Source organism: Thauera sp. JM12B12 (assembly GCF_039614725.1).
Taxonomy (GTDB): domain Bacteria; phylum Pseudomonadota; class Gammaproteobacteria; order Burkholderiales; family Rhodocyclaceae; genus Thauera.
Genome location: NZ_CP154859.1, coordinates 69,700 through 89,702, shown reverse-complemented (window position 1 = coordinate 89,702; position 20,003 = coordinate 69,700). Strand labels below are relative to the sequence as shown.

Here is a 20,003-nt window from a genome sequence, read left to right as displayed (position 1 = left end):
CATGCGCAAGCACCTACTCGCGACCACGCTCGCCCTCTCCATCGTCGCCGCGCTACCCGGCACGGCGCTCGTCCCGTCCGCACATGCCCAGGCCGCGCCGGCCGCCTCCATGGTGTCACCGAACCGCTACGGCCTGCCCGACTTCGGCGACCTCGTCGAGCAGGTCGGCCCGGCCGTGGTCAACATCCGGGTGGTGCAGCGCGCCGCGCAGGGCACGGCGGGCGAGAACCCCTTCGCCAACGATCCGTTCTACGACTTCCTGCGCCGCTTCGGCGTACCGATGCCGGGCTTCCCCGGCCAGCCGGGCATGGGCCCGCGCGCGCGCCAGGGCATCGGCTCGGGCTTCATCGTCAGCCCGGACGGCTACGTGCTCACCAATGCCCACGTCGTGGCCGGCGAGGACGGGGATGCGGGCTTGTCCGAAGTGACCGTCACCCTGATCGACAAGCGCGAATTCAAGGCCACCGTGGTCGGCATCGATCGCCGCACCGACGTCGCCCTGCTCAAGCTCGACGCCAAGGGCCTGCCGGCGGTGAAGATCGGCAATGCCGACAGCGCCCGCGTCGGCGAATGGGTGGTGGCGATGGGCTCGCCCTTCGGCTTCGACAACACCGTCACCGCCGGCATCATCTCGGCCAAGGCGCGCCGCCTGCCGGACGAGACCTACGTGCCCTTCATCCAGACCGACGTCGCGATCAACCCGGGCAACTCGGGCGGACCGCTGTTCAACCTCGCCGGCGAGGTCATCGGCATCAACTCGCAGATCTACTCGCGCTCGGGCGGCTTCATGGGGATCTCGTTCGCGATCCCGATCGACGTCGCGATGAACATCAAGGACCAGCTCGTCGAACATGGCCGCGTGCAGCGCGGCCGGCTGGGCATCGCCATCCAGGGCGTCGACAAGGACCTCGCGCAGTCCTTCGGCCTCCCGGACGCGCGTGGCGCGCTGGTGGCGAGCGTGGAGCCGGGCAGCGCGGCCGACAAGGCCGGCCTGCAGGCGGGCGACGTCGTGCTCAGCGTCGACGGCCGGCGCATCAACGACTCGGCCGAGCTGCCGCGCGTGATCGGCGAGAAGCGCCCGGGCACGCGCGTGAAGCTCGAGGTCTGGCGCGAGGGCCGCAGCCGCGACGTCACCGCCACCCTCGACGAATTGCGCAACGAGACGATCGCCGGCGGCCCGCCCGCGCCGACCCAGGTCGAGCGCATCGGCGAGAAGCTCGGCCTGAGCGCGCGCGCACTGACCGCACAGGAAGCCGCCGAACTCAATCTGCGCGGCGGCATCGTGGTCGAGGGCGCCGACGGTGCGGCTGCGCGCGCCGGCCTGCAGCGCGGCGACGTGATCCTCGCGTTCAACAACCAGCCGGTGACCAGCATCGCCGAACTGCGCGCCCTGCTCGAGCGCGCCGGCCCGCGCTTCGCACTCCTCATTCAGCGCGGCGAAGCGCGCATCTTCGTTCCGGTGCGCATCGAATAAGCAGCGCCGGCGGCGAAATGCAGGAAGGGCGGGGCCTTCGTCGGGCGCCGCCCTTCTCGTTGCGCGCGGCGCCGACCCGCGCCGCCACCCATCGGACCCGGCTCAGCAGCGGAAGCGCGACACCGAATCCTGCAGGCGCGAGGCCAGCTCGCCGAGCTCGCGCGCCGCGCTGACCGTGTGCTCGAGGGCATCGTTGTTGCTGCGCGCCATGCCGGCGATCTCGCCGATGCGGCGCGTGACCGACTCGCTGGCCGTGCGCTGTTCGCGGCTCGCGTCGGCGATCCGGTCCAGGCCCTCGCCGACCTCGACCACCAGCGCGTTGGCCTGCGACAGCACCTGCATGACCGCCGCCGCCATCTCGCGACTCGACTCGAGGTGGCCGAGCCCGTCGTCGATGGCGCCCCGCACCGAACCCGAGCGGCGGCTGACGTCGCGGGTGATCTCGTCGATCTCGCCCGCCGAGCGTGCCGACTTCTCCGCCAGCTTGCGCACCTCGTCGGCCACCACCGCGAAGCCGCGGCCCTGCTCACCCGCCCGAGCCGCCTCGATCGCGGCGTTGAGTGCGAGCAGGTTGGTCTGCTCGGCGATCTCGCGCACCTCGCTGGTCATGCGCGAGATCGCCTGCGTGGAGTCGACAAAGGCGGTGACCGCCTCCGCCATCTGGCGTACCGCCGACTCCGCCTCGCCGACCTCGCCGACCAGGCGCTCCAGGCTGCGCTGGCCTTCCTGCGAGCGTTGCAGGCTGTCGTGCGAGCGCGTGCGCACGGCCTCGGTGCGCCCGGCCACCGCCGCGATGTTGTCCATCATCGCGTCGACCGTATTGGCGGCGCTCACCGAGCTGTCGTTCTGCCGGTGCGAACTCTCCGCCACCGCGGCAGCCTTGTCGACGACGCGGTGGGCCGCGCCGGTGACGGCCGAGGCGGAGTCGCCGACCTGACGCACCAGGCCGCCGATCGTCGCCATCATGTCGTTGAAGGTGCCCGCCGTGCGTCCGATCTCGTCGGCCCCCCGCACCGGCAGGCGGCGGGTGAGGTCGCCCCCGCCCTGCGCGATCTGCGCCATGCCCTCGTTGAGCTGGGCAAGCGGGCGGGTGACGAAGCGGCTGATGAAAAGGTAGATGAAGACGATCAGCGGAATCGAGACCAGGGCGGCGAACACCATGCTCTCGTTGCGGAAGCTGCGCACCGCGGCGTTCGCCTTGTCGAGCGAGATGCGCATCGACACCGCGCCGAGCGGTGTTCCCGCCGGCACCTGGTGGCAGGCGATGCAGTCCTTGCCGAGCCAGTCGCTGGATGCGAGCGAGGGGATGACCACGCGCAGATGCTCGCCATGCTCGGCGCTGTGCTCGACACGCAGCGTGCTGCGGCCCTCGGCGAGGGCGAGATGCTCGTCCGCATCGCCCCCCACCGTCGCCACGCCGCCGTCGCCGAACACCTTGCTGACCGCCTCGCCGCGGATGACCTTCAGGTCCTGGACGACGGTGAGCTCCTTGATCTGGTCGAGGAAGACATCGCGCTGGGCGACCGTGCCGGTGATCATCATCCCGGTGAGGCCAGCCATCGTCATCTCATTGACCGTGCCCGCGAAGTCCTTCGCCTGGTCGATCGCCATGTCGCGATTCACCCGGGTTTCCCAGGCGATCATGCTGCCGAAGGCGATGAGCATCATCAGCCAGATCACGCCGGTCAGACGCAGCCATATCGGTGTATCGGAAAATCGGATCATTTGTCTTCTCGCAGTTCTGAACGGCGTTCCGCGGCGCCCTGGCGCACACGCCCTCTGTCTCGCTTACGACCAAAAACGCCGCGGCTTGAGCGCAGATCGCCACCGCCAGCACGCGATCTGACGAGGGCATATCGACCGAATCTGAATTAAGCTTGCGCCGGGCAGGCACGCACATCCGTGCGGCGCCACGGGAACCAAGGCAGCCGCGCAGGGTCTGCGGTGTTCCCTGCAAGCTCGTCCCTTCCCCCCACTGCTGATTCAGGAGGTCTCAGATGAAAAAAGCGATCGCACTCGGCATCCTCTCCCTTTCCCTCGCCACGGCAGCCTCGGCCCAGGTCAAGCCGGAGGACCAGATCAAGTTCCGCCAGGCCGGCTACAGCTTCATGAGCTGGAACATGGGCAAGATCAAGGCCAACCTCGAGGGCGAGTTCAATGCCCAGCAAGTCCAGGCCGCCGCCAACGCCATCGCCGGCATCGCCGGCTCGGGCATGGGCGCGCTCTACGGCCCGGGCACCGAGAAGGACATCGGCGACGTCAAGACCCGCGTCAAGCCCGAGTTCTTCCAGGAAATGCCGAACGTCGGCAAGCTCGCCACCGACTTCAACAACGCCGCCGCCAACCTCGCCAAGGTCGCTGCCACCGGCGACAAGGCCGCCGTGCAGAAGGCGTTCGGCGACACCGGCGCGACCTGCAAGGCCTGTCACGACAAGTACCGCATGGAGTGATGCGGCTGCGCCGGCCGCGAGGCTGGCGAACGCAGATGCGAAAAAGCCACCGCATGCAGCGGTGGCTTTTTCGTTTTCGGGCGCCGGCACGTCACCAGGCTGCGGGCGGAGGCGGGGGCGGAGGCTCGATGAAGCTGCCGGTGACGAAGTAGAGCACCGCCGCGGTGATCACCAGCGCGATCACGAGGGCCGCCGCGCCGCCGCCCTCTGCGGGTCGGGCGTCGGCTTCGTCGACCTCCTTCATGCCGGTGATCATCGGCCGCACCAGGTTGTCCTTCTTCACCAGCGCGTAGAACAGTACCGCCGACACGTGCAGGCCCACCAGCACGATGATCGGCCAGTAGTTCTGCCGGTGCAGGCCGGACATCCAGTCGCTGGTGTCGCTGCTCACCAGCGCGCGCAGCGGGCCGGAGAACGCGATCTCGTCGTTGGAGAACAGGCCGGTCACGGCCTGGTAGAGCATCACGCCCAGTAGCGCGAGCACCGACAGCGCGCCGAGCGGATTGTGGCCCAGGCCGCTCCAGTGCCCGCGCAGGTGCGCCCACAGATGCGCAGGACCGGGCACGAAGTCGGCGAAGCGGGCATAGGTCGAGCCGACCACGCCCCACACCAGGCGGAAGGCGAGCAGGCCGGTGATGGCGATGCCCACCCGGCCATGCCATTCGATGAGGCTGCCGCCGATCTGGGCGGTGATGTAGGCGGCCACGACCAGCACGGCGAGCAACCAGTGGAACAGACGGGTGGGCAGATCCCAGACCCGGACCCTGCGTGTGTTCATTGTTTTCTTCCCTTCATCCATGTTGGTTCGGTGGACGACCGCCGCCGCAACGACCCGTGGGCGCAACTGTCCGTGGGAGCGGGCTTGCCCGCGAAAGCGGCGCTTGATTACCCGCCATTCGCGGGCAAGCCCGCTCCCACAAAAATTCATGACCGGGACATCATGCCATGGTTCCGCTGCAGTGCATCATGCGCGCCTGCGCTGTGCCAGGAACTCGCGCAGATGGCGACCGGTGTGCGATTCCGCCGTCGCCATCGCCACCTCCGGTGGACCTTCGGCCACCACGCTGCCGCCGCCGTCGCCGCCCTCGGGGCCGAGGTCGATCAGCCAGTCGGCCTCGGCCATGACGTCGAGGTCGTGCTCGATCACGAGCACGGTGTGGCCGGCGTCGGTGAGGCGGTGCAGCACGTGGATCAGCTTGTCGACGTCGGCCATGTGCAGGCCGACGGTGGGCTCGTCGAGCACGTACAGGCTGTGCTTGTCGGCCGGCAGCGGCACGCCGCCGGTGTCCTCCGCGTCGCCCGGACGGCGGCGCACCTTGGCGAGCTCGGTGACGAGCTTGATGCGCTGCGCCTCGCCGCCCGACAGCGTCGGGCTGGGCTGGCCGAGGGTCAGGTAGCCGAGGCCGACGTCCTGCAGCAGCTGCAGCGGGTGGGCGATCGCCGGATGCGCGGAGAAGAACTCCACCGCCTCGTCCACCGGCATCGCCAGCACCTCGGCCACCGTCCTGTCCTTCCAGCGCACCGACAGCGTCTCGGGGTTGAAGCGCGCGCCGCCGCAGGCCTCGCAGGGCGTCTTCACGTCGGGCAGGAAGCTCATCTCGACGGTGGTCTGGCCGGCGCCGTCGCACACCGGGCAGCGACCGGCGCCGGTGTTGAAGGAGAAGCGCGAGGCGTTCCAGCCGCGGGTGCGGGCGTCGAAGGTGTCGGCGAAGAGCCTGCGGATCGCGTCCCAGAAGCCGACGTAGGTTGCCGGGCAGGAGCGCGGCGTCTTGCCGATCGGGGTCTGGTCGACTTCCAGCACGCGGCCGACCTGCTGCCAGCCGTGGAGGCCCTTGCAGCCGACCAGGGCCTGGTCGACTTCCTCCGGCTGCGCCTGGCCGCGGCGGCGGGCGCGGGTGGCCTCGGGGTCGCCGAGGCGCGCGCGCAGGTTGGCGTGGATCACGTCGCGCGCGAGGCTGGACTTGCCCGAGCCGGACACGCCGGTGACCACCGTCAGGCGCGCGAGCGGGATGCGCACGTCGACGTCGCGCAGGTTGTGCAGGCTGGCGCCCTCGATGCGGATCGCCGCGTGATCGTCCGGGACCGCGCGGCGCGGGCGCAGCGGGTGCTGCAGCGGGTGGCGGAAGCATGCGCCGGTGGCGGATTCGGGCGCGGCGAGCAGGTCGTCGATGCGCCCTTCGGCCACCACCCGACCGCCGCGCACGCCGGCACCGGGGCCGAGGTCGATGACGTGGTCGGCGCGGCGGATGGTGTCCTCGTCGTGCTCGACCACCAGCAAGGTGTTGCCGCGGTCGCGTAGCGCCTCCAGGGTGTCGAGCAGCAGGCGGTTGTCGCGCGGATGCAGGCCGATCGTCGGCTCGTCGAGGATGTAGCACACGCCGCGCAGGTTGGAGCCGAGCTGCGCCGCCAGCCGGATGCGCTGCGCCTCGCCGCCCGACAGCGTGGGCGCGGCGCGATCCAGCGCCAGGTAGCCAAGACCGACGTGCTGCAGGAAGGCGAGCCGCCCGCGGATCTCGCTGACGAGATCGCGCGCGATGTCGGTTTCCCGCTCGTTCAGCGCCAGATCGGCGAAGAAGCTCGCCGCCTTGTCCACCGGCTGCGCCGCGAGCTGGTGCAGGCCGAGCTCGCGGAAGCGCACCGCGCGCGCCACCGGGTTCAGGCGCGCACCGTCGCAGGCCGGGCAGGGCTCGTCGCTGACGATGACCTCCTCCGCATCGCCGAGGTCGAGCGCGTCCGGGTCCTCGATGCGCGCTGCGGTCTTCAGGCCGGTGCCGTAGCACTTGGGGCACCAGCCGTGCTTGGCGTTGTACGAGAACAAGCGCGGGTCCGGCTCGGGGAAGCCGGTGCCGCAGCTCGGGCAGGCGCGCAGCGTGGAGAAGGTAATTTCAATGGTAATTTCAATGGGGTCAGACCCCATTGAAATCCGCAGCACCTTGATCACGCCCTTGCCGATCTCCAGCGCCTGGCGCACGAATTCGCGCAGCGTGGCCTCGTGCTCGGGCTGCACCATCACCATGCCGGTGGGCAGCTCGATGTTGTGCTCCTTGTAGCGGTCCAGGCGCGGCCATTTATGGGTGGGCAGGTATTCCCCATCGACGCGCAGCTGCGCATGGCCCTTGGCGCGTGCCCACTTGGCGAGGTCGGTGTACAGACCCTTGCGGTTGATCACCAGCGGCGCGAGGACTTCGATGGACTGGCCGCGCAGCTCGCGCTGGATCTGCGCGACGATGGCTTCGAAGCTCTGCGGCGTCACGGGCACGTCGCAGTCGGGGCAGAACTGCGTGCCCAGCTTCACGTACATCAGGCGCAGGAAGGGGTGGATCTCGGTCAGCGTCGCCACCGTGCTCTTGCGCCCGCCGCGGCTGGTGCGCTGCTCGATCGCCACCGTGGGCGGAATGCCGAACAGGCCGTCCACGTCGGGCCGGCTGGCCGGCTGCACGAACTGGCGGGCGTAGGCGTTGAGCGATTCCAGGTAGCGGCGCTGGCCCTCGCCGAAGACGATGTCGAAGGCCAGCGTGGATTTGCCCGAGCCGGACAGGCCGGTGATCACGGTGAATTGGTCACGCGGAATCTGCAGGCTGACGTTCTTCAGGTTGTGCTCGCGGGCATGGCGGATCTCGATGACGGATCCAGCGATCGCCGGGGCAGCGACCGCCCGGTATTCCACCCGCGGCTCGGCAGCAACGAGCGCCGTGGGAGCGGGCTTGCCCGCGAACGCCCCGAGCGCTGCAGATTCGCGGGCAAGCCCGCTCCCACGGTGCGTCAGCTCACCAGCTTGCACGGAGGAAACAGAGGCCAGACCCTGATCATCTCCTGAAGGAAATCGGGGGCTGGCCCCTGTGTCCCGTTCGCCGCTTTCCCGGGTGCGGGCGAGCGACTCGGCGTAATCGCGCAACGCCCTGCCAGTGTGCGAACCGTCGTGCGCGCGCACCACCTCCGGCGGACCTTCGACGACGATCGCGCCGCCGCCGTCACCCCCCTCGGGGCCGAGGTCGATGATCCAGTCGGACGCGGCGATCACGTCCAGGTTGTGCTCGATCACGATCAGCGAATGCCCGGCCTGCAGCAGCTTGTCGAAGGCGCCGAGCAGCTTGGCGACGTCCTCGAAGTGCAGGCCGGTGGTGGGTTCGTCGAAGAGGAAGAGGAGGCCAGGCTCAGGCGGCTCGGCCTGGAGGGCGGCCCCAGCTGAAGCCCCCTTGCCAGCCCGAGCCCCAGGGCCACCCGGTTTCTCCCCAGCTTTGCTCCCAAACTTATCCACAGCACTGGCTTTGCGTACAGGCTTCTTCTGCGCCGCCTCGGCGAGGTGGCCGGCGAGCTTCAGGCGCTGCGCCTCGCCGCCCGACAGCGTCGGCACCGGCTGGCCGAGGCGCAGGTAGTCGAGGCCGACGTCGGCGAGCGGCGCGAGCGCGGCGAGCACCTTGGGATGTTCGCGGAAGACGTCCAGCGCCTCATGCACGGTAAGCTCGAGCACGTCCGCCACCGAACGTCCATCCCATTGAAGTTCAAGGATTTCCGGGCGATAGCGCTTGCCTTCGCAGTCGGGGCAGCGCAGCCAGACGTCGGACAGGAACTGCATCTCGACGTGCTCGAAACCCGAGCCGGTGCAGGTCGGGCAGCGACCGGTGCCGGCGTTGAAGCTGAAGGTGCCGGGGGTGTAGCCGCGCTGCTTCGCCTCCGGCAGGGCGGCGAACAGGTTGCGGATCGGGTCCCAGGCGCCGACGTAGCTCACCGGGTTGGAGCGCGAGCTCTTGCCGATCGGTGACTGGTCAACCATCACCACGCCGCGCAAGTTATCCACATTTTCCAGCCGATCGAACACGCCCGGCGATTCGGTCGCTTCGCCGAAATGCTTGGCGAGCGCCGGGTACAGCACATCCTGGATCAGCGTCGATTTGCCCGAGCCGGACACGCCGGTCAGACAGGTCAGGCGCTGCAGCGGAAAGCCGACGCTGAGGTCGCGCAGGTTGTGCTGACGCGCGCCGACCAGCTTCAGCCGCAGCGTGGCGTCATCCACCGGCCGCGGCGGACGATCGACGTCGATGCGCTTCTTCCCCGCCAGCCAGGGGCCGGTCACCGAATCCGGATTCGCCGCGATCTCGCCCGGCGTGCCGCGCGCGACGATGTTGCCGCCGCGCTCGCCCGGACCGGGGCCGATCTCGAGCAGCTCGTCGGCGGCGACCATCACCTGCGGGTCGTGCTCCACCACGACCAGCGTGTTGCCGGCATCGCGCAGCCGCGTCATCACGCCGAGGATGCGGCCGATGTCGCGCGGATGCAGGCCGATCGAAGGCTCGTCGAGCACGAACAGCGTGTTCACCAGCGAGGTGCCGAGCGCGGTGGTCAGGTTGATGCGCTGCACCTCGCCGCCCGACAGCGTGCGCGACTGGCGGTCCAGCGTCAGGTAGCCGAGGCCGACGTCGGCGAGGTAGGTGAGCCGGCTGCGGATCTCGCCCAGCACCAGCTCGGTGGCCTCGTCCGCCGCGCCGGGCAATGCGAGCGCGGCGATGGCCTCGCGGATGCGGTCGACCGGCAGGGCCATCAGCTCGTGGATCGCCAACCCTCGCTCCGCAGGATGCGGGTTCCCAATGGAGGCAGTGCTTGCGGGCGCGGGACCTGGATCAATGGGGTCTGACCCCATTGATCCGTCCACCGGTGTTTCAACGGCTTCGGTTCTCAGCGGCAGGCGCCAGAGCAGGGCGTCGGGCTTCAAGCGCGCCCCGTGGCAGGCCGGGCACTCCGTGTAGCTGCGGTAGCGCGACAGCAGCACGCGGATGTGCATCTTGTAGGCCTTGCTCTCCAGCCAGTCGAAGAAGTGGCGCACGCCGTACCAGTAGCGCGGCCAGGAGCTGTCCCAGTTCTTCCACTTCGGGTCGCCCTCGAACAGCCAGTGGCGATGCTCCGGCGGCAGATCGCGCACCGGGATGTCCATCGCCACGCCGTACTTCTTCGCCATCTTCGCCAGGTCTTCCTGGCACTCGCGATAGCTCTCGGTCTGCCAGGGCTTCACCGCGCCTTCGGCCAGCGTCTTCGACTCATCGGGGATGACCAGGCCGAAATCGACCCCGATCACCCGCCCGAAGCCGCGGCAGGTCTCGCAGGCGCCGATCGGCGAGTTGAACGAGAACAGGCCGGGTGTCGCCTCGGAATAATGGATGTCGCAGTCCGCGCAATGCAGGCCGGACGAATAGCGCCACACCGCCTCGCCCGGCGTCTTCTGAGCCCTCACGCCCTCGCCCGACGCATACACCGACAGCCGGCCATGGCCGCGCGCCAGCGCCGTCTCCAGCGCCTCGGCCAGGCGCGCGTCCTCGGCGTTCGACGCGCGGAAGCGGTCCTGCACCACCTGCAGCACGTCGTTGCCCTCGGCGCCGCCCGCGGCGATGCGTTCCTGGATGCGGGTGTAACCCTGCGCATTGAGCAGGCCGGTCACCTCCGCCTCGCTGAAGTTGGCCGGCACCGTCACCGGAAAGCACACCACCAGCCGCGGGTCGCCCGCGGCCACCGCGCGCGCGCGCAGGTCGGCGGCGATGCTGACCGCCGAATCGCGCCGCACCGGCGCACCGCAATGCCGGCAGTGCAGGTGCGCGGCGCGCGCGTACAGCAGCTTGAAGTGGTCGGCGAGCTCGGTCATCGTGCCCACCGTCGAGCGCGAGGTGCGCACCGGGTTGGTCTGGTCGATCGCGATCGCCGGCGGCACGCCCTCGATCCGATCCACCTGCGGCTTGTCCATGCGGTCGAGGAACTGGCGCGCGTAAGGCGAGAAGGTCTCGACGTAACGCCGCTGGCCCTCGGCATACAGCGTGTCGAACACCAGCGAGGACTTGCCCGAGCCGGACACGCCGGTCACCACCGTCAGGCGGTTCAGCGGCAGGTCAAGCGAGAGGTTGCGCAGGTTGTTCTGGCGCGCACCGCGGATGCGGATGGCGTCTGTGGTCGAGGCGGGGGCGTCGACCGGGGTGTAGCGGGGTTCGGAGGCGGACATGGAGGCGGGGCGGAAGCGTGAGGCCGACATTCTAGGCGGCGATGCGGCTCGGACCGGAGAGCGGGGGTGAAAGGTTCCCGCCCGCTTTGCATCGGCTGGAGGAAATGAGAGAATAGTTTCGATTTATATAATTATGTATACAGAATGATATGGTGATGAATCCTGTCGCCTCGCCCCCGACGGAGGCCCCGCTGCACGATCCGAGCGATCTGCAGCGGCGCAGCATCGCGCATGTCTGGCACCCCTGCACCCAGATGCAGCGCCTGACTGCCGTGCCGCCCCTGCCCATCGCCCGCGGCCAGGGCCCGTGGCTGTACGACACCGCCGGACAGCGCTACTTCGATGCCAACAGCTCGTGGTGGGTCAACCTGTTCGGCCACGCCGATGCCGGCATCAACGCGGCGCTGCGCGCGCAGCTCGACACCTTGCCGCACGTGATGCTCGCCGGCTGCACGCATGCGCCCGCGGTGGAGCTGGCCGAGCGCCTGAGCGCCCTGACCGGCGGCGTGCTGGGCCATGCCTTCTATGCCAGCGATGGTGCCTCGGCGGTCGAGATCGCGCTGAAGATGAGCTTCCACGCCTGGCGCAACCAGGGGCGCCCGGCAAAGCGCGAGTTCGTCTGCGTCGAGCACGGCTACCACGGCGAGACGCTCGGCGCACTCGCGGTCACCGATGTCGCGGTCTTCCGCGACGCCTACGATCCCCTGCTGATGCGCGCCCACCGGGTGCGCTCGCCCGATGCCCGCCAGGCACGCGCCGGCGAGACCGCGGCCGAGGTCGCGGCGCGCGCGCTCGAGGACGTGCGCCGCCTGTTCGAGGACCGCCACGAACACATCGCCGCCTTCATCGTCGAGCCGCTGGTGCAGTGCGCGGCCGGCATGGCGATGCACGACGCCACCTACGTGCGCGGCCTGCGCGCCCTGTGCGACACTTACGAGATACACCTGATCGCGGACGAGATCGCCGTCGGCTGCGGTCGCAGCGGCAGCTTCTTCGCCTTCGAGCAGGCTGCGGCCAACGGCGAGGCGCCGATCTGGCCGGACTTCATCTGCCTGTCGAAGGGCATCAGCGGCGGTTACCTGCCGCTGTCGCTGGTACTGAGCCGCGACGCCATCTACCGCGTGTTCCTCGACGACGAAGTGGCGCGCGGCTTCCTCCACTCGCACTCCTACACCGGCAACGCGCTCGCCTGTCGCGCGGCGCTGGCGGTGCTGGACCGCTTCGAGCAGGACGACGTGCTCGCCGGCAACCGCGTCCGCGCCGCCGCACTGAGCACCGCGCTCGCGCCGCTGGCAGAGGACGTTCGCCTCGAGCACCTGCGCCAGCGCGGCATGATCTGGGCCATCGACGTGCGCGAGGCCTTCGCCGGCGAGCGTTTCGCCGAGCGCTTCCACCTCGCCGGCCGGCGCCACGAGCTGCTGATCCGCCCGATCGGCCGCAGCGTCTATCTGATGCCGCCCTACGTCGTCGACGACGAACTCGCGCACTGGCTCGCCGAGCGGCTCAGGGCGACCCTCGACGCAGTGCTGGAAACCCCCACCACGCCACGGAGCCCCGATGCTGCTGCAGCACCTGACCCGGCAACGGCTTGAGCGCGAGGCGTCGGCGCGCGTACGCCGACGTCGGGTCGCGGACACGCCCTGCGGACCGCGGCAGCTGATCGGAGGCGATGAAGGCAGCGCGCATGCCGTGCTGAACTTCGCCAGCAACGACTACCTCGGTCTGGCCAACCACCCCACCGTGGTCGCCGCCCTGGCCGAGGGCGCGCGGCGCTGGGGCGCAGGCAGCGGCGCCTCGCACCTGGTGAGCGGCCACAGCCGCGCCCATGCCGTGCTCGAAGGCGAACTCGCCAGCCTGCTGGCGCCCTGGGTGCCCGACGCACACGCGCTGCTGTTCTGCAGCGGCTACATGGCCAACCTGGCCCTGCTCACCACGCTCGGCGGCGGGGAGGCCGCGATCTTCGCCGACAAGCTCAACCATGCCTCGCTGATCGACGCCGGTCTGCTCGCCGACGGGCGCATGCGCCGCTACCCGCATGGGCGCCTCGACCTGCTCGAGGCCATGCTCAACGAGTGCAGCCAGCCGCTGCGCCTGATCGTCACCGACGCGGTGTTCAGCATGGACGGCGATCTCGCCGACCTGCCGGCCCTGCTTGCGCTGGCCGAACGCCACGACGCCTGGCTGATCATCGACGACGCCCACGGCTTCGGCGTGTTGGGCACGCACGGGGCGGGCACGCTGGCGCACTACGACCTGCGCAGCGAGCGCCTGATCTACATGGGCACGCTCGGCAAGGCTGCGGGCGTGGCCGGAGCCTTCGTCGCCGCCCATCCGGCGGTGATCGACGCCCTGGTGCAGGGCGGGCGCAGCTACATCTACACGACCGCGATGCCGCCTGCGCTGGCGCATGCGCTGAGTGCCAGCCTGGCGCTGATGACGGGCGAGGAAGGCGCGGCACGGCGGCGACAGCTTGCCACGCTGATCGCTGCGCTGCGCGACCGCCTGTCCGGGTTGATCGCCCGCGATCCGGCCAGCGGCTGGCAACTGGGCATTTCCGCCACGCCCATCCAGCCGCTGATCGTCGGCGACAACACCGCCGCACTGGCGCTGGCTGCAACGCTCGAGGCGGCAGGCCTGTGGGTGCCTGCGATCCGCCCGCCCACCGTGCCAGTCAATACGGCACGGCTGCGCATCACGCTCAGCGCGGCGCACACGCTGGACGACGTCGAACGCCTGATCGACGCTCTTGCCGCATGCCAGCCTGGGGGAAACCACCATGCGTAAGCGCCTCATCCTGCTGCCTGGCTGGGGCTTGGGCGACGCGCCGCTGGTGCCGCTGACCGAAACCCTGCGCGCGCGCGATCCCATGCTGCAGGTGGATATCGCACCCCTGCCCGAACGGGCCAGTGGCGACGCGCGGGATTGGCTGCAGGAACTGGACGAGCGCCTTCCGTCACAGACCTGGCTGGGCGGCTGGTCGCTCGGTGGCATGCTCGCCAGCGAACTGGCGGCGCTGCGCGGCGAACGCTGCCGCGGCCTGCTGACCCTGGCCAGCAACCCGCGTTTCGTGGCGAGCGCCGACTGGCCGCACGGGATGGGCGAGGCGAGCTTCAACGCCTTCGTCGAGGGCTGCCGCAGCAACCCCGCCGCCACCCTCAAGCGCTTCTGCCTGCTCTGCGCGCAGGGTTCCGTGGACGCCCGCGGCCTGGCGCGCCAACTGCAGGCCGCGGCACCACACGGCGCGCCACGGATACTGCTGGCCGGGCTGCAGGTGCTCGGTGGTCTGGATGGGCGCCGCGCGCTGCAAGGCTTCGCCGGTCCGCAGTTGCACCTGTTTGCCGGCGCCGACGCCCTGGTGCCGGCCGAAGTGGCGGGCGACCTGCTGGCGCTTCGGCAGAACACCGGGATCGGGCTGATCGAGGACGTCGGCCACGCCTTCCCGCTGGAACAGCCCGGCGAGCTCGCGGCGGCGATCCTGGCCTTCATCGACGGAGACGGCGATGCCTGAGCACCTGCCTGCCGTACCTGAAAAGCGTCGGGTGGCCGCCTCCTTCTCCCGCTCGGCGGGCAGCTACGATGCGGTCGCCTCGCTGCAGCGCCAGGTTGGCGCACAGCTGCTGGCGCGCCTTCCGCATCTGACCGCCCCCCGCTGGCTCGATCTGGGCTGTGGCACCGGACACTTCACCCGGCTACTGGCGGAGCGCTTCGGCGCCGATGCGGGCGCGGCCCTGGATCTGGCCGAAGGCATGCTCCGCCATGCCCGTCCGCGGGGCGGTGCGCGCCATTTCATCGTCGGCGACGCCGAGGCCCTGCCGCTGCGCGACGCCAGCCTTGACCTGATCTATTCCAGCCTCGCCGTGCAGTGGTGCGGCGACTTCGCCGCCGTGCTGGGCGAGGCACAGCGGGTGCTGCGGCCAGGCGGGGTGCTGGCCTTCAGCAGCCTGTGCGCGGGCACCCTGGGCGAACTGCACGACAGCTGGCGGGCGGTGGACGGCTTCACCCACGTCAACCGCTTCCGCGCATTCCGCGACTACGAGACCTTGTGCGCGGAAAGCGGGCTCGACGTGAGCACGCTTGAACGCCGGGCGCAGACGCTGCACTTTCCCGACCTGCGTGCGCTGACCCGTTCGCTCAAGGATCTCGGTGCGCACAACCTCAACCCCGGTCGTCCGGGCGGACTCACCGGCCCGGCGCGGATCCGCGCCCTGGCTGCCGCATACGAGGGCTTGCGCACGACCGAGGGTTTGCCGGCCACCTATCAGGTGGTGTACGCCGTTCTGAACAAGCGCCTGTAAGGGCGCGCGATAATGGATGAAGCAACCATGAGCCGAGCCCCGCGCCATCGCCCAGGTTTTGACGCTTTCACAGAATTTCCGGAGACGCCGTAATGGTCCGTGGCTGTTTCATCACCGGCACCGACACCGAGATTGGCAAGACCACCGTCGCCGCCGCCATCGTCAGCCTGCTGGGCAAGACCGGACTGCGCGTCGCCGGGCTGAAGCCGGTCGCTGCCGGCATGAGCGTGATCGATGGCGAACGCATCAACGAGGACGTCCATGCACTGCGCGCAGCGAGCAATGTGCCACTCGGCATCGACGAGATCGCGCCGTTCCAGTTCGAGGCCGCCTGCGCACCGCACGTCGCCGCGGCGCTGGAAGGCCGCGGCATCGACCGCGGCCGTATCCTGGCGACCATCGAGGCGGCGGCGGCGCGTTGCGACCGGGTGGTGGTCGAAGGCGTGGGCGGTTTCCGCGTGCCTTTCGACGCCGCCGGCGACTGGGACAGTGCCGACCTGGCGCGCGACCTGGGCCTGCCGGTGCTGCTGGTCGTCGGCCTGCGCCTGGGCGCGATCAATCACGCGCTGCTCACTGCCGAAGCCGTGCGTGCGCGCGGACTGCGGCTGTGCGGCTGGGTCGCCAACACCGTCGACCCGGCGATGCTCCAGGCCTCCGCAACGATCGATGCCCTCACCGCCGGGCTGGGCAATGCACCCTGCCTGGGCCTCGTGCCACGGCTGCCGCAACCCACGCCCGAGGCCATCGCCCCCTATCTCAACGTGCCGGCGCTGCACGTGTTGTTCGATTCCAGTTCCGCCCTCAAGGAGACCGCATGACCACGCTTGCCACCCTGTCGCCCGAAGCCCTGCGCCGCACCGCCAACCCGTCCGCCACCCCGGCCAAGCCCGCTGCGTGGCGGGTCGAGGACGTCGAGGCCCTGTTCGCGCTGCCCTTCATGGAGCTCGTGTTCCGGGCCCGCCAGGTGCATCGCGAGCACTTCGACCCCAACGCCATCCAGCTGTCCACCCTGCTCTCGATCAAGACCGGCGGGTGCGCCGAGGACTGCGGCTACTGCTCGCAGTCGGCGCATTTCGACACCGGCCTGAAGGCCGAGAAGCTGATGCCGGTCGATGAGGTGATCGAGGCCGCCAGGGCCGCCAAGGCGCAGGGCGCCAGCCGCTTCTGCATGGGCGCGGCCTGGCGCTCGCCGAAGGCGCGCGACATGGAACGCGTGACGACGATGGTGCGCGAGGTGAAGGCGCTCGGCCTCGAGACCTGCATGACCCTGGGCATGCTCGACGCCGACCAGGCCAGTTCCCTGAAGGACGCCGGCCTCGACTACTACAACCACAACCTCGACACCGCGCCCGAGTACTACGGCAAGGTCATCGGCACCCGCACCTATCAGGACCGCCTCGACACCCTGGACAACGTGCGCGCGGCCGGCATCAACGTATGCAGCGGCGGCATCGTCGGCATGGGCGAGAGCCGCGCCCATCGCGCCGGCCTCATCGCCCAGCTCGCCAACCTCGAGCCGCCGCCGGAGTCGGTGCCAATCAACAACCTCGTGCCAATCCCGGGCACGCCGCTGGCCGACGTCGATCCGATCGACCCGTTCGAGTTCGTGCGCACCATCGCGGTGGCGCGCATCACCATGCCGCGCAGCTACGTGCGGCTGTCGGCCGGTCGCGAACAGATGGACGAGGCCCTGCAGGCGCTGTGCCTGATGGCCGGGGCCAACTCGATCTTCTACGGCGACCACCTGCTCACCACCAGCAACCCCAAGACCGGCCGCGACCGCAGCCTGCTGGAGCGGCTCGACCTGCGCATCGAGGGCCAGGACACGGCATGAAAACGACGCCCTGGGCGGCCTGTCAGCGCTGCGCGTGCTGACGGCAGCCGCGGCGCAGGCACACGCCGCCTGAGCGGCCCGCGCGGGTCACTTCCTGCCGTGAATTGACATGTCGATTGAGCTGATCACCGTCAGCACCCTTGACCGCCCGACGACCTTGTTTAACGCGTCGCTCAGCCGCGGTTTGCAAGGGCGGTGAAGTCCTGTCTTTCCATCAGCCACGACACCCCGAAACCGGCGACCAGGCCCCAGAACGCGGCGCCGATGTTGAACAGGCCGATGTCGGCGACGGTGACGACCAGGCTGACCAGCGCACCGAGGGTGAATCTGCCGCCGCCGAAGGACGCCACGAAGGCGCCCTGCAGCACGCGCAGCATGGCCAGACCGCCGAGCACCATGACGTATTCCCTGGGCGCCGCCAGCATCAGCCCGGTGAAGGTAGGCGCCATCAGACCGAACAGCACGCCGAACAGGCCGAAGGTGAGCGCTGCGGTGTATTGGCGACCGTGCTCTCCCGACGAGGTCAGCAGCGCGTTGGTCGGCCCGGTCAGACAGGAGCTCACCGCGCCGACCATCGCACTGAAGAAGGCACCGATGCCGGACACGAAGGCCACCGTATTCACCGGTGCCGCGTGTCTGGCGTTGTCGAGCACCGCGACACCCTGGCCGTTCTGCACCACCAGCACGGTGATCGCCAACGGCACGACGAGTTCGACCAGCGCCGCGACCGACCACACCGGCGCCTGCAGCAGCGGCTGGGCGAAGGCGAAGCCGACGAGCGCGCCGGCGTCGATACGGCCGAGAAGCGCGATCACGAGGGCACCGACGAGCAGCGCGCCGATCACCGGCGGCATGCGCCTCGCCCACACCGGACTGGCCGACAGCAACAGGAAGGCGATGATCATCGGTGCGGCGATCGCCGCGTCGCTGTCGAGCGCACGCACGATGTCGAGCCCGAAGCGCAGGAACACCCCGGCCACCATGCCCATCACGATCGGCATCGGCAGCGCGGACATCACCCGTCGCACCCAGCCGCTGGCGCCGAGCACCACGACCAGCAGGCTGGTGGCGTAGAACGCGCCGATGATCTCGGCAAAGCTCAGGTGCTGCAGGGCAGGGCCGACCAGCACGGTGCCGGGGATGGTCCATGCGAAGCCGAGCGGCATCCGGTAGCGCCAGCTCATCGCCAGCGTGATCAGCCCGTTGATGAAGAACACGCCGAACACCCAGGACGCGAGCTCGGCCTCGCTCAGGCCGCCACGCGTCCCCACCGAGAGGATGATCGCGACCGGACCGGTGGCGGAGAAGATGAAGCCGATCAGGCCGTTCGCGAAATAGGTGAGGCCGTAGTCGTCGCGGACACGGCGCAGCCCGGGGGCCGCGCCGCGCGGACGTTCGAGATGGGCGAGCATGGCGGATCGATCCAGGAGGGCAGGGATGGACAACGGACGCCGATGATCGCTGTTTGCGCTCGACCGATAAAGATCGTTTTCCTGAGCTCGCTATTTAACTAGAACGAACAATCCGCGGTGGGCGACGTCAGCCGTTCGGGCCACCAGGGCGATGGCAGCCCATCCGTCCCGCAGCATCGTGACCGATCTGGCCGACGGCCGCGCTCACTTGCCGGCGGATTCACCGCCGCCCTCGACCGGCGCCGGCACGCGGTCCTCGATGGGCGCTGCATCCTGCGCGGGGGGCTGGGAGGCCGACTCCGGCCGGCTGCGCACGCTGTCGAGCGCCTCCTTGCCGACCTCGCGCAAGCGCTGCGCGGCATCACGGGTGGCTTCGGCGATGCGGTGGGCGGCCTGCTCGGCGGCCTCCTTGGCGTCGCGCACGCCTTGCGGCTCGCCATCGCCGCCGCGATCCTCGGTCGGCACCGCCGTGCGGTCCTCGACCGGCGCCGCCTCCGCGGCTTCGCCGGACGGCCGTGCGGCAACACGCTCTGCAGCCTTCTCGGTGACGCCGAGGACGGCGGCCTCGACCGCCGCGCTGCCGGCTTCCCCCAGCTTGCGTGCAGCCTCGCCCGCCTTCTGCATGGCCTCGCGAGCGGCATCGGCCGCCTCGCGCCGGGCCTCCGCAGCCTCGTCACCGGCCGCTTGGGGCGCCGGCGCGGACTTCTCGGAGGCAGGTTCAGGCGCACAGGCGCCAAGCAGGAACGCGCTGGCGAGCGCGAGCAGGGCACGGGGGGCGTTCATCACGAGCGGCATCGAAGGCGGCAGCAGACAGGATGGGGGGCTGATCGACAGGGTACGCAATCCGGCGGCGAAGAAAAACCGCAAACTGCACACTGCAACATCCGGAAAAGCAAAAGGGCCCGGTCGGGCCCTTTCGGTCGAACGCGAGACGCGCGCTTACTTGACGCGGTTCTTGTACTCGTCGGTGCGGGTGTCGATCTCGATCTTGTCGCCGATCTCGACGAAGGCCGGCACCGGGAGCTCGAAGCCGGTATTGATCTTGGCCGGCTTCATGACCTTGCCAGAGGTGTCGCCCTTGACGGCGGGCTCGGTGTAGACGACCTCGCGCACCACGCTGTTGGGCAGTTCGACCGAGATCGCCTTGCCGTTGTAGAACACCACCTCGCACTGCATGCCGTCCTCGAGGTACTTGAGCGCGTCGGTCATGTTCTCGGCCTCGACCTCGTACTGCTCGTAGTCGGCGTCCATGAACACGTACATCGGGTCGGCGAAGTAGGAGTAGGTGACTTCCTTGTGGTCCAGGACCACGACCTCGAACTTGTCGTCGGCCTTGTAAACCGACTCCGACGGCGCGCCGGTGAGCAGGTTCTTGAACTTCATCTTGACCACGGCGGCGTTGCGGCCGGACTTGTTGTATTCGGCCTTCTGCACCACCAGCGGGTCGCTGCCGACCATGATGACGTTGCCCGAGCGGAGTTCCTGAGCGGTTTTCATGCTGTTTCCTGAATTGATCGACGCGGCGCGCGGCCGCATGTCCTTGAAAAAATTAGCGC

General features: G+C 69.6%; 14 protein-coding genes. 8 read left to right on the top strand and 6 right to left on the bottom strand.

From position 1 onward, the window contains the following. The first annotated feature begins 1 nt into the window (after position 1). Entirely contained in the window at positions 2 to 1,474 is a 1,473-nt protein-coding gene (locus AAG895_RS00365; RefSeq protein WP_345793587.1) for a DegQ family serine endoprotease, read from the top strand. A 102-nt stretch (positions 1,475 to 1,576) separates the two neighbouring features. Here AAG895_RS00365 and AAG895_RS00360 read toward each other — a convergent pair whose 3' ends face one another. Further along, complete coding sequence (locus AAG895_RS00360; RefSeq protein WP_345793586.1) at positions 1,577 to 3,199, bottom strand: methyl-accepting chemotaxis protein; 1,623 nt, start codon at positions 3,197 to 3,199, stop codon at positions 1,577 to 1,579. A 272-nt stretch (positions 3,200 to 3,471) separates the two neighbouring features. Here AAG895_RS00360 and AAG895_RS00355 point away from each other — a divergent pair, with 272 nt between their 5' ends. Then, entirely contained in the window at positions 3,472 to 3,924 is a 453-nt protein-coding gene (locus AAG895_RS00355; RefSeq protein ID WP_345793585.1) for a cytochrome c, read from the top strand. A 91-nt stretch (positions 3,925 to 4,015) separates the two neighbouring features. Here AAG895_RS00355 and AAG895_RS00350 read toward each other — a convergent pair whose 3' ends face one another. Together AAG895_RS00350 and AAG895_RS00345 are read right to left on the bottom strand one after the other, a co-directional pair. After that, positions 4,016 to 4,702, bottom strand: a complete 687-nt coding sequence (locus AAG895_RS00350; protein ID WP_345793584.1) for a cytochrome b/b6 domain-containing protein — start codon at positions 4,700 to 4,702, stop codon at positions 4,016 to 4,018. A gap of 186 nt (positions 4,703 to 4,888) precedes the next feature. Beyond that, positions 4,889 to 10,906, bottom strand: coding sequence for an excinuclease ABC subunit A (locus AAG895_RS00345; protein ID WP_345793583.1), 6,018 nt, complete (start codon positions 10,904 to 10,906; stop codon positions 4,889 to 4,891). Between the two features lie 254 nt (positions 10,907 to 11,160). Between AAG895_RS00345 and bioA the strand changes: the two genes are divergently transcribed. The 6 genes from bioA to bioB all read left to right on the top strand — a co-directional run bounded on the left by bioA (position 11,161) and on the right by bioB (position 17,035). After that, on the top strand, positions 11,161 to 12,498 hold the full coding sequence (gene bioA / locus AAG895_RS00340; RefSeq protein ID WP_345795346.1) for an adenosylmethionine--8-amino-7-oxononanoate transaminase: 1,338 nt from the start codon (positions 11,161 to 11,163) through the stop codon (positions 12,496 to 12,498). Then, positions 12,464 to 13,690 carry an 8-amino-7-oxononanoate synthase gene (bioF, locus tag AAG895_RS00335; RefSeq protein WP_345793582.1) on the top strand — a complete coding sequence of 409 codons (1,227 nt, stop codon included), beginning with the start codon at positions 12,464 to 12,466 and terminating at the stop codon, positions 13,688 to 13,690. The genes bioA and bioF overlap by 35 nt, the downstream gene beginning before the upstream one ends. Then, positions 13,683 to 14,414, top strand: a complete 732-nt coding sequence (locus tag AAG895_RS00330; protein WP_345793581.1) for an alpha/beta fold hydrolase — start codon at positions 13,683 to 13,685, stop codon at positions 14,412 to 14,414. Before bioF ends, AAG895_RS00330 begins: the two co-directional genes overlap by 8 nt. After that, positions 14,407 to 15,201: a malonyl-ACP O-methyltransferase BioC gene (bioC, locus tag AAG895_RS00325; protein ID WP_345793580.1), complete on the top strand. Its 795-nt coding sequence runs from the start codon at positions 14,407 to 14,409 to the stop codon at positions 15,199 to 15,201. Before AAG895_RS00330 ends, bioC begins: the two co-directional genes overlap by 8 nt. A gap of 92 nt (positions 15,202 to 15,293) precedes the next feature. Next, positions 15,294 to 16,019, top strand: coding sequence for a dethiobiotin synthase (bioD, locus tag AAG895_RS00320; RefSeq protein ID WP_345793579.1), 726 nt, complete (start codon positions 15,294 to 15,296; stop codon positions 16,017 to 16,019). Next, positions 16,016 to 17,035 carry a biotin synthase BioB gene (gene bioB / locus AAG895_RS00315; protein ID WP_345793578.1) on the top strand — a complete coding sequence of 340 codons (1,020 nt, stop codon included), beginning with the start codon at positions 16,016 to 16,018 and terminating at the stop codon, positions 17,033 to 17,035. The genes bioD and bioB overlap by 4 nt, the downstream gene beginning before the upstream one ends. Positions 17,036 to 17,208: 173 nt before the next feature. Here the strand turns inward: bioB and AAG895_RS00310 are convergent, their stop codons facing one another. From AAG895_RS00310 to efp, 3 genes are all read right to left on the bottom strand, one after another. Then, the gene (locus AAG895_RS00310) at positions 17,209 to 18,447 is read right to left on the bottom strand and encodes a benzoate/H(+) symporter BenE family transporter (protein WP_345793577.1); all 1,239 of its coding nucleotides are present in this window, start codon (positions 18,445 to 18,447) and stop codon (positions 17,209 to 17,211) included. Between the two features lie 204 nt (positions 18,448 to 18,651). Continuing rightward, on the bottom strand, positions 18,652 to 19,230 hold the full coding sequence (locus tag AAG895_RS00305; RefSeq protein ID WP_345793576.1) for a hypothetical protein: 579 nt from the start codon (positions 19,228 to 19,230) through the stop codon (positions 18,652 to 18,654). A 156-nt stretch (positions 19,231 to 19,386) separates the two neighbouring features. After that, positions 19,387 to 19,944 carry an elongation factor P gene (gene efp / locus AAG895_RS00300; protein WP_345793575.1) on the bottom strand — a complete coding sequence of 186 codons (558 nt, stop codon included), beginning with the start codon at positions 19,942 to 19,944 and terminating at the stop codon, positions 19,387 to 19,389. Between the last annotated feature and the right edge of the window lie 59 nt (positions 19,945 to 20,003).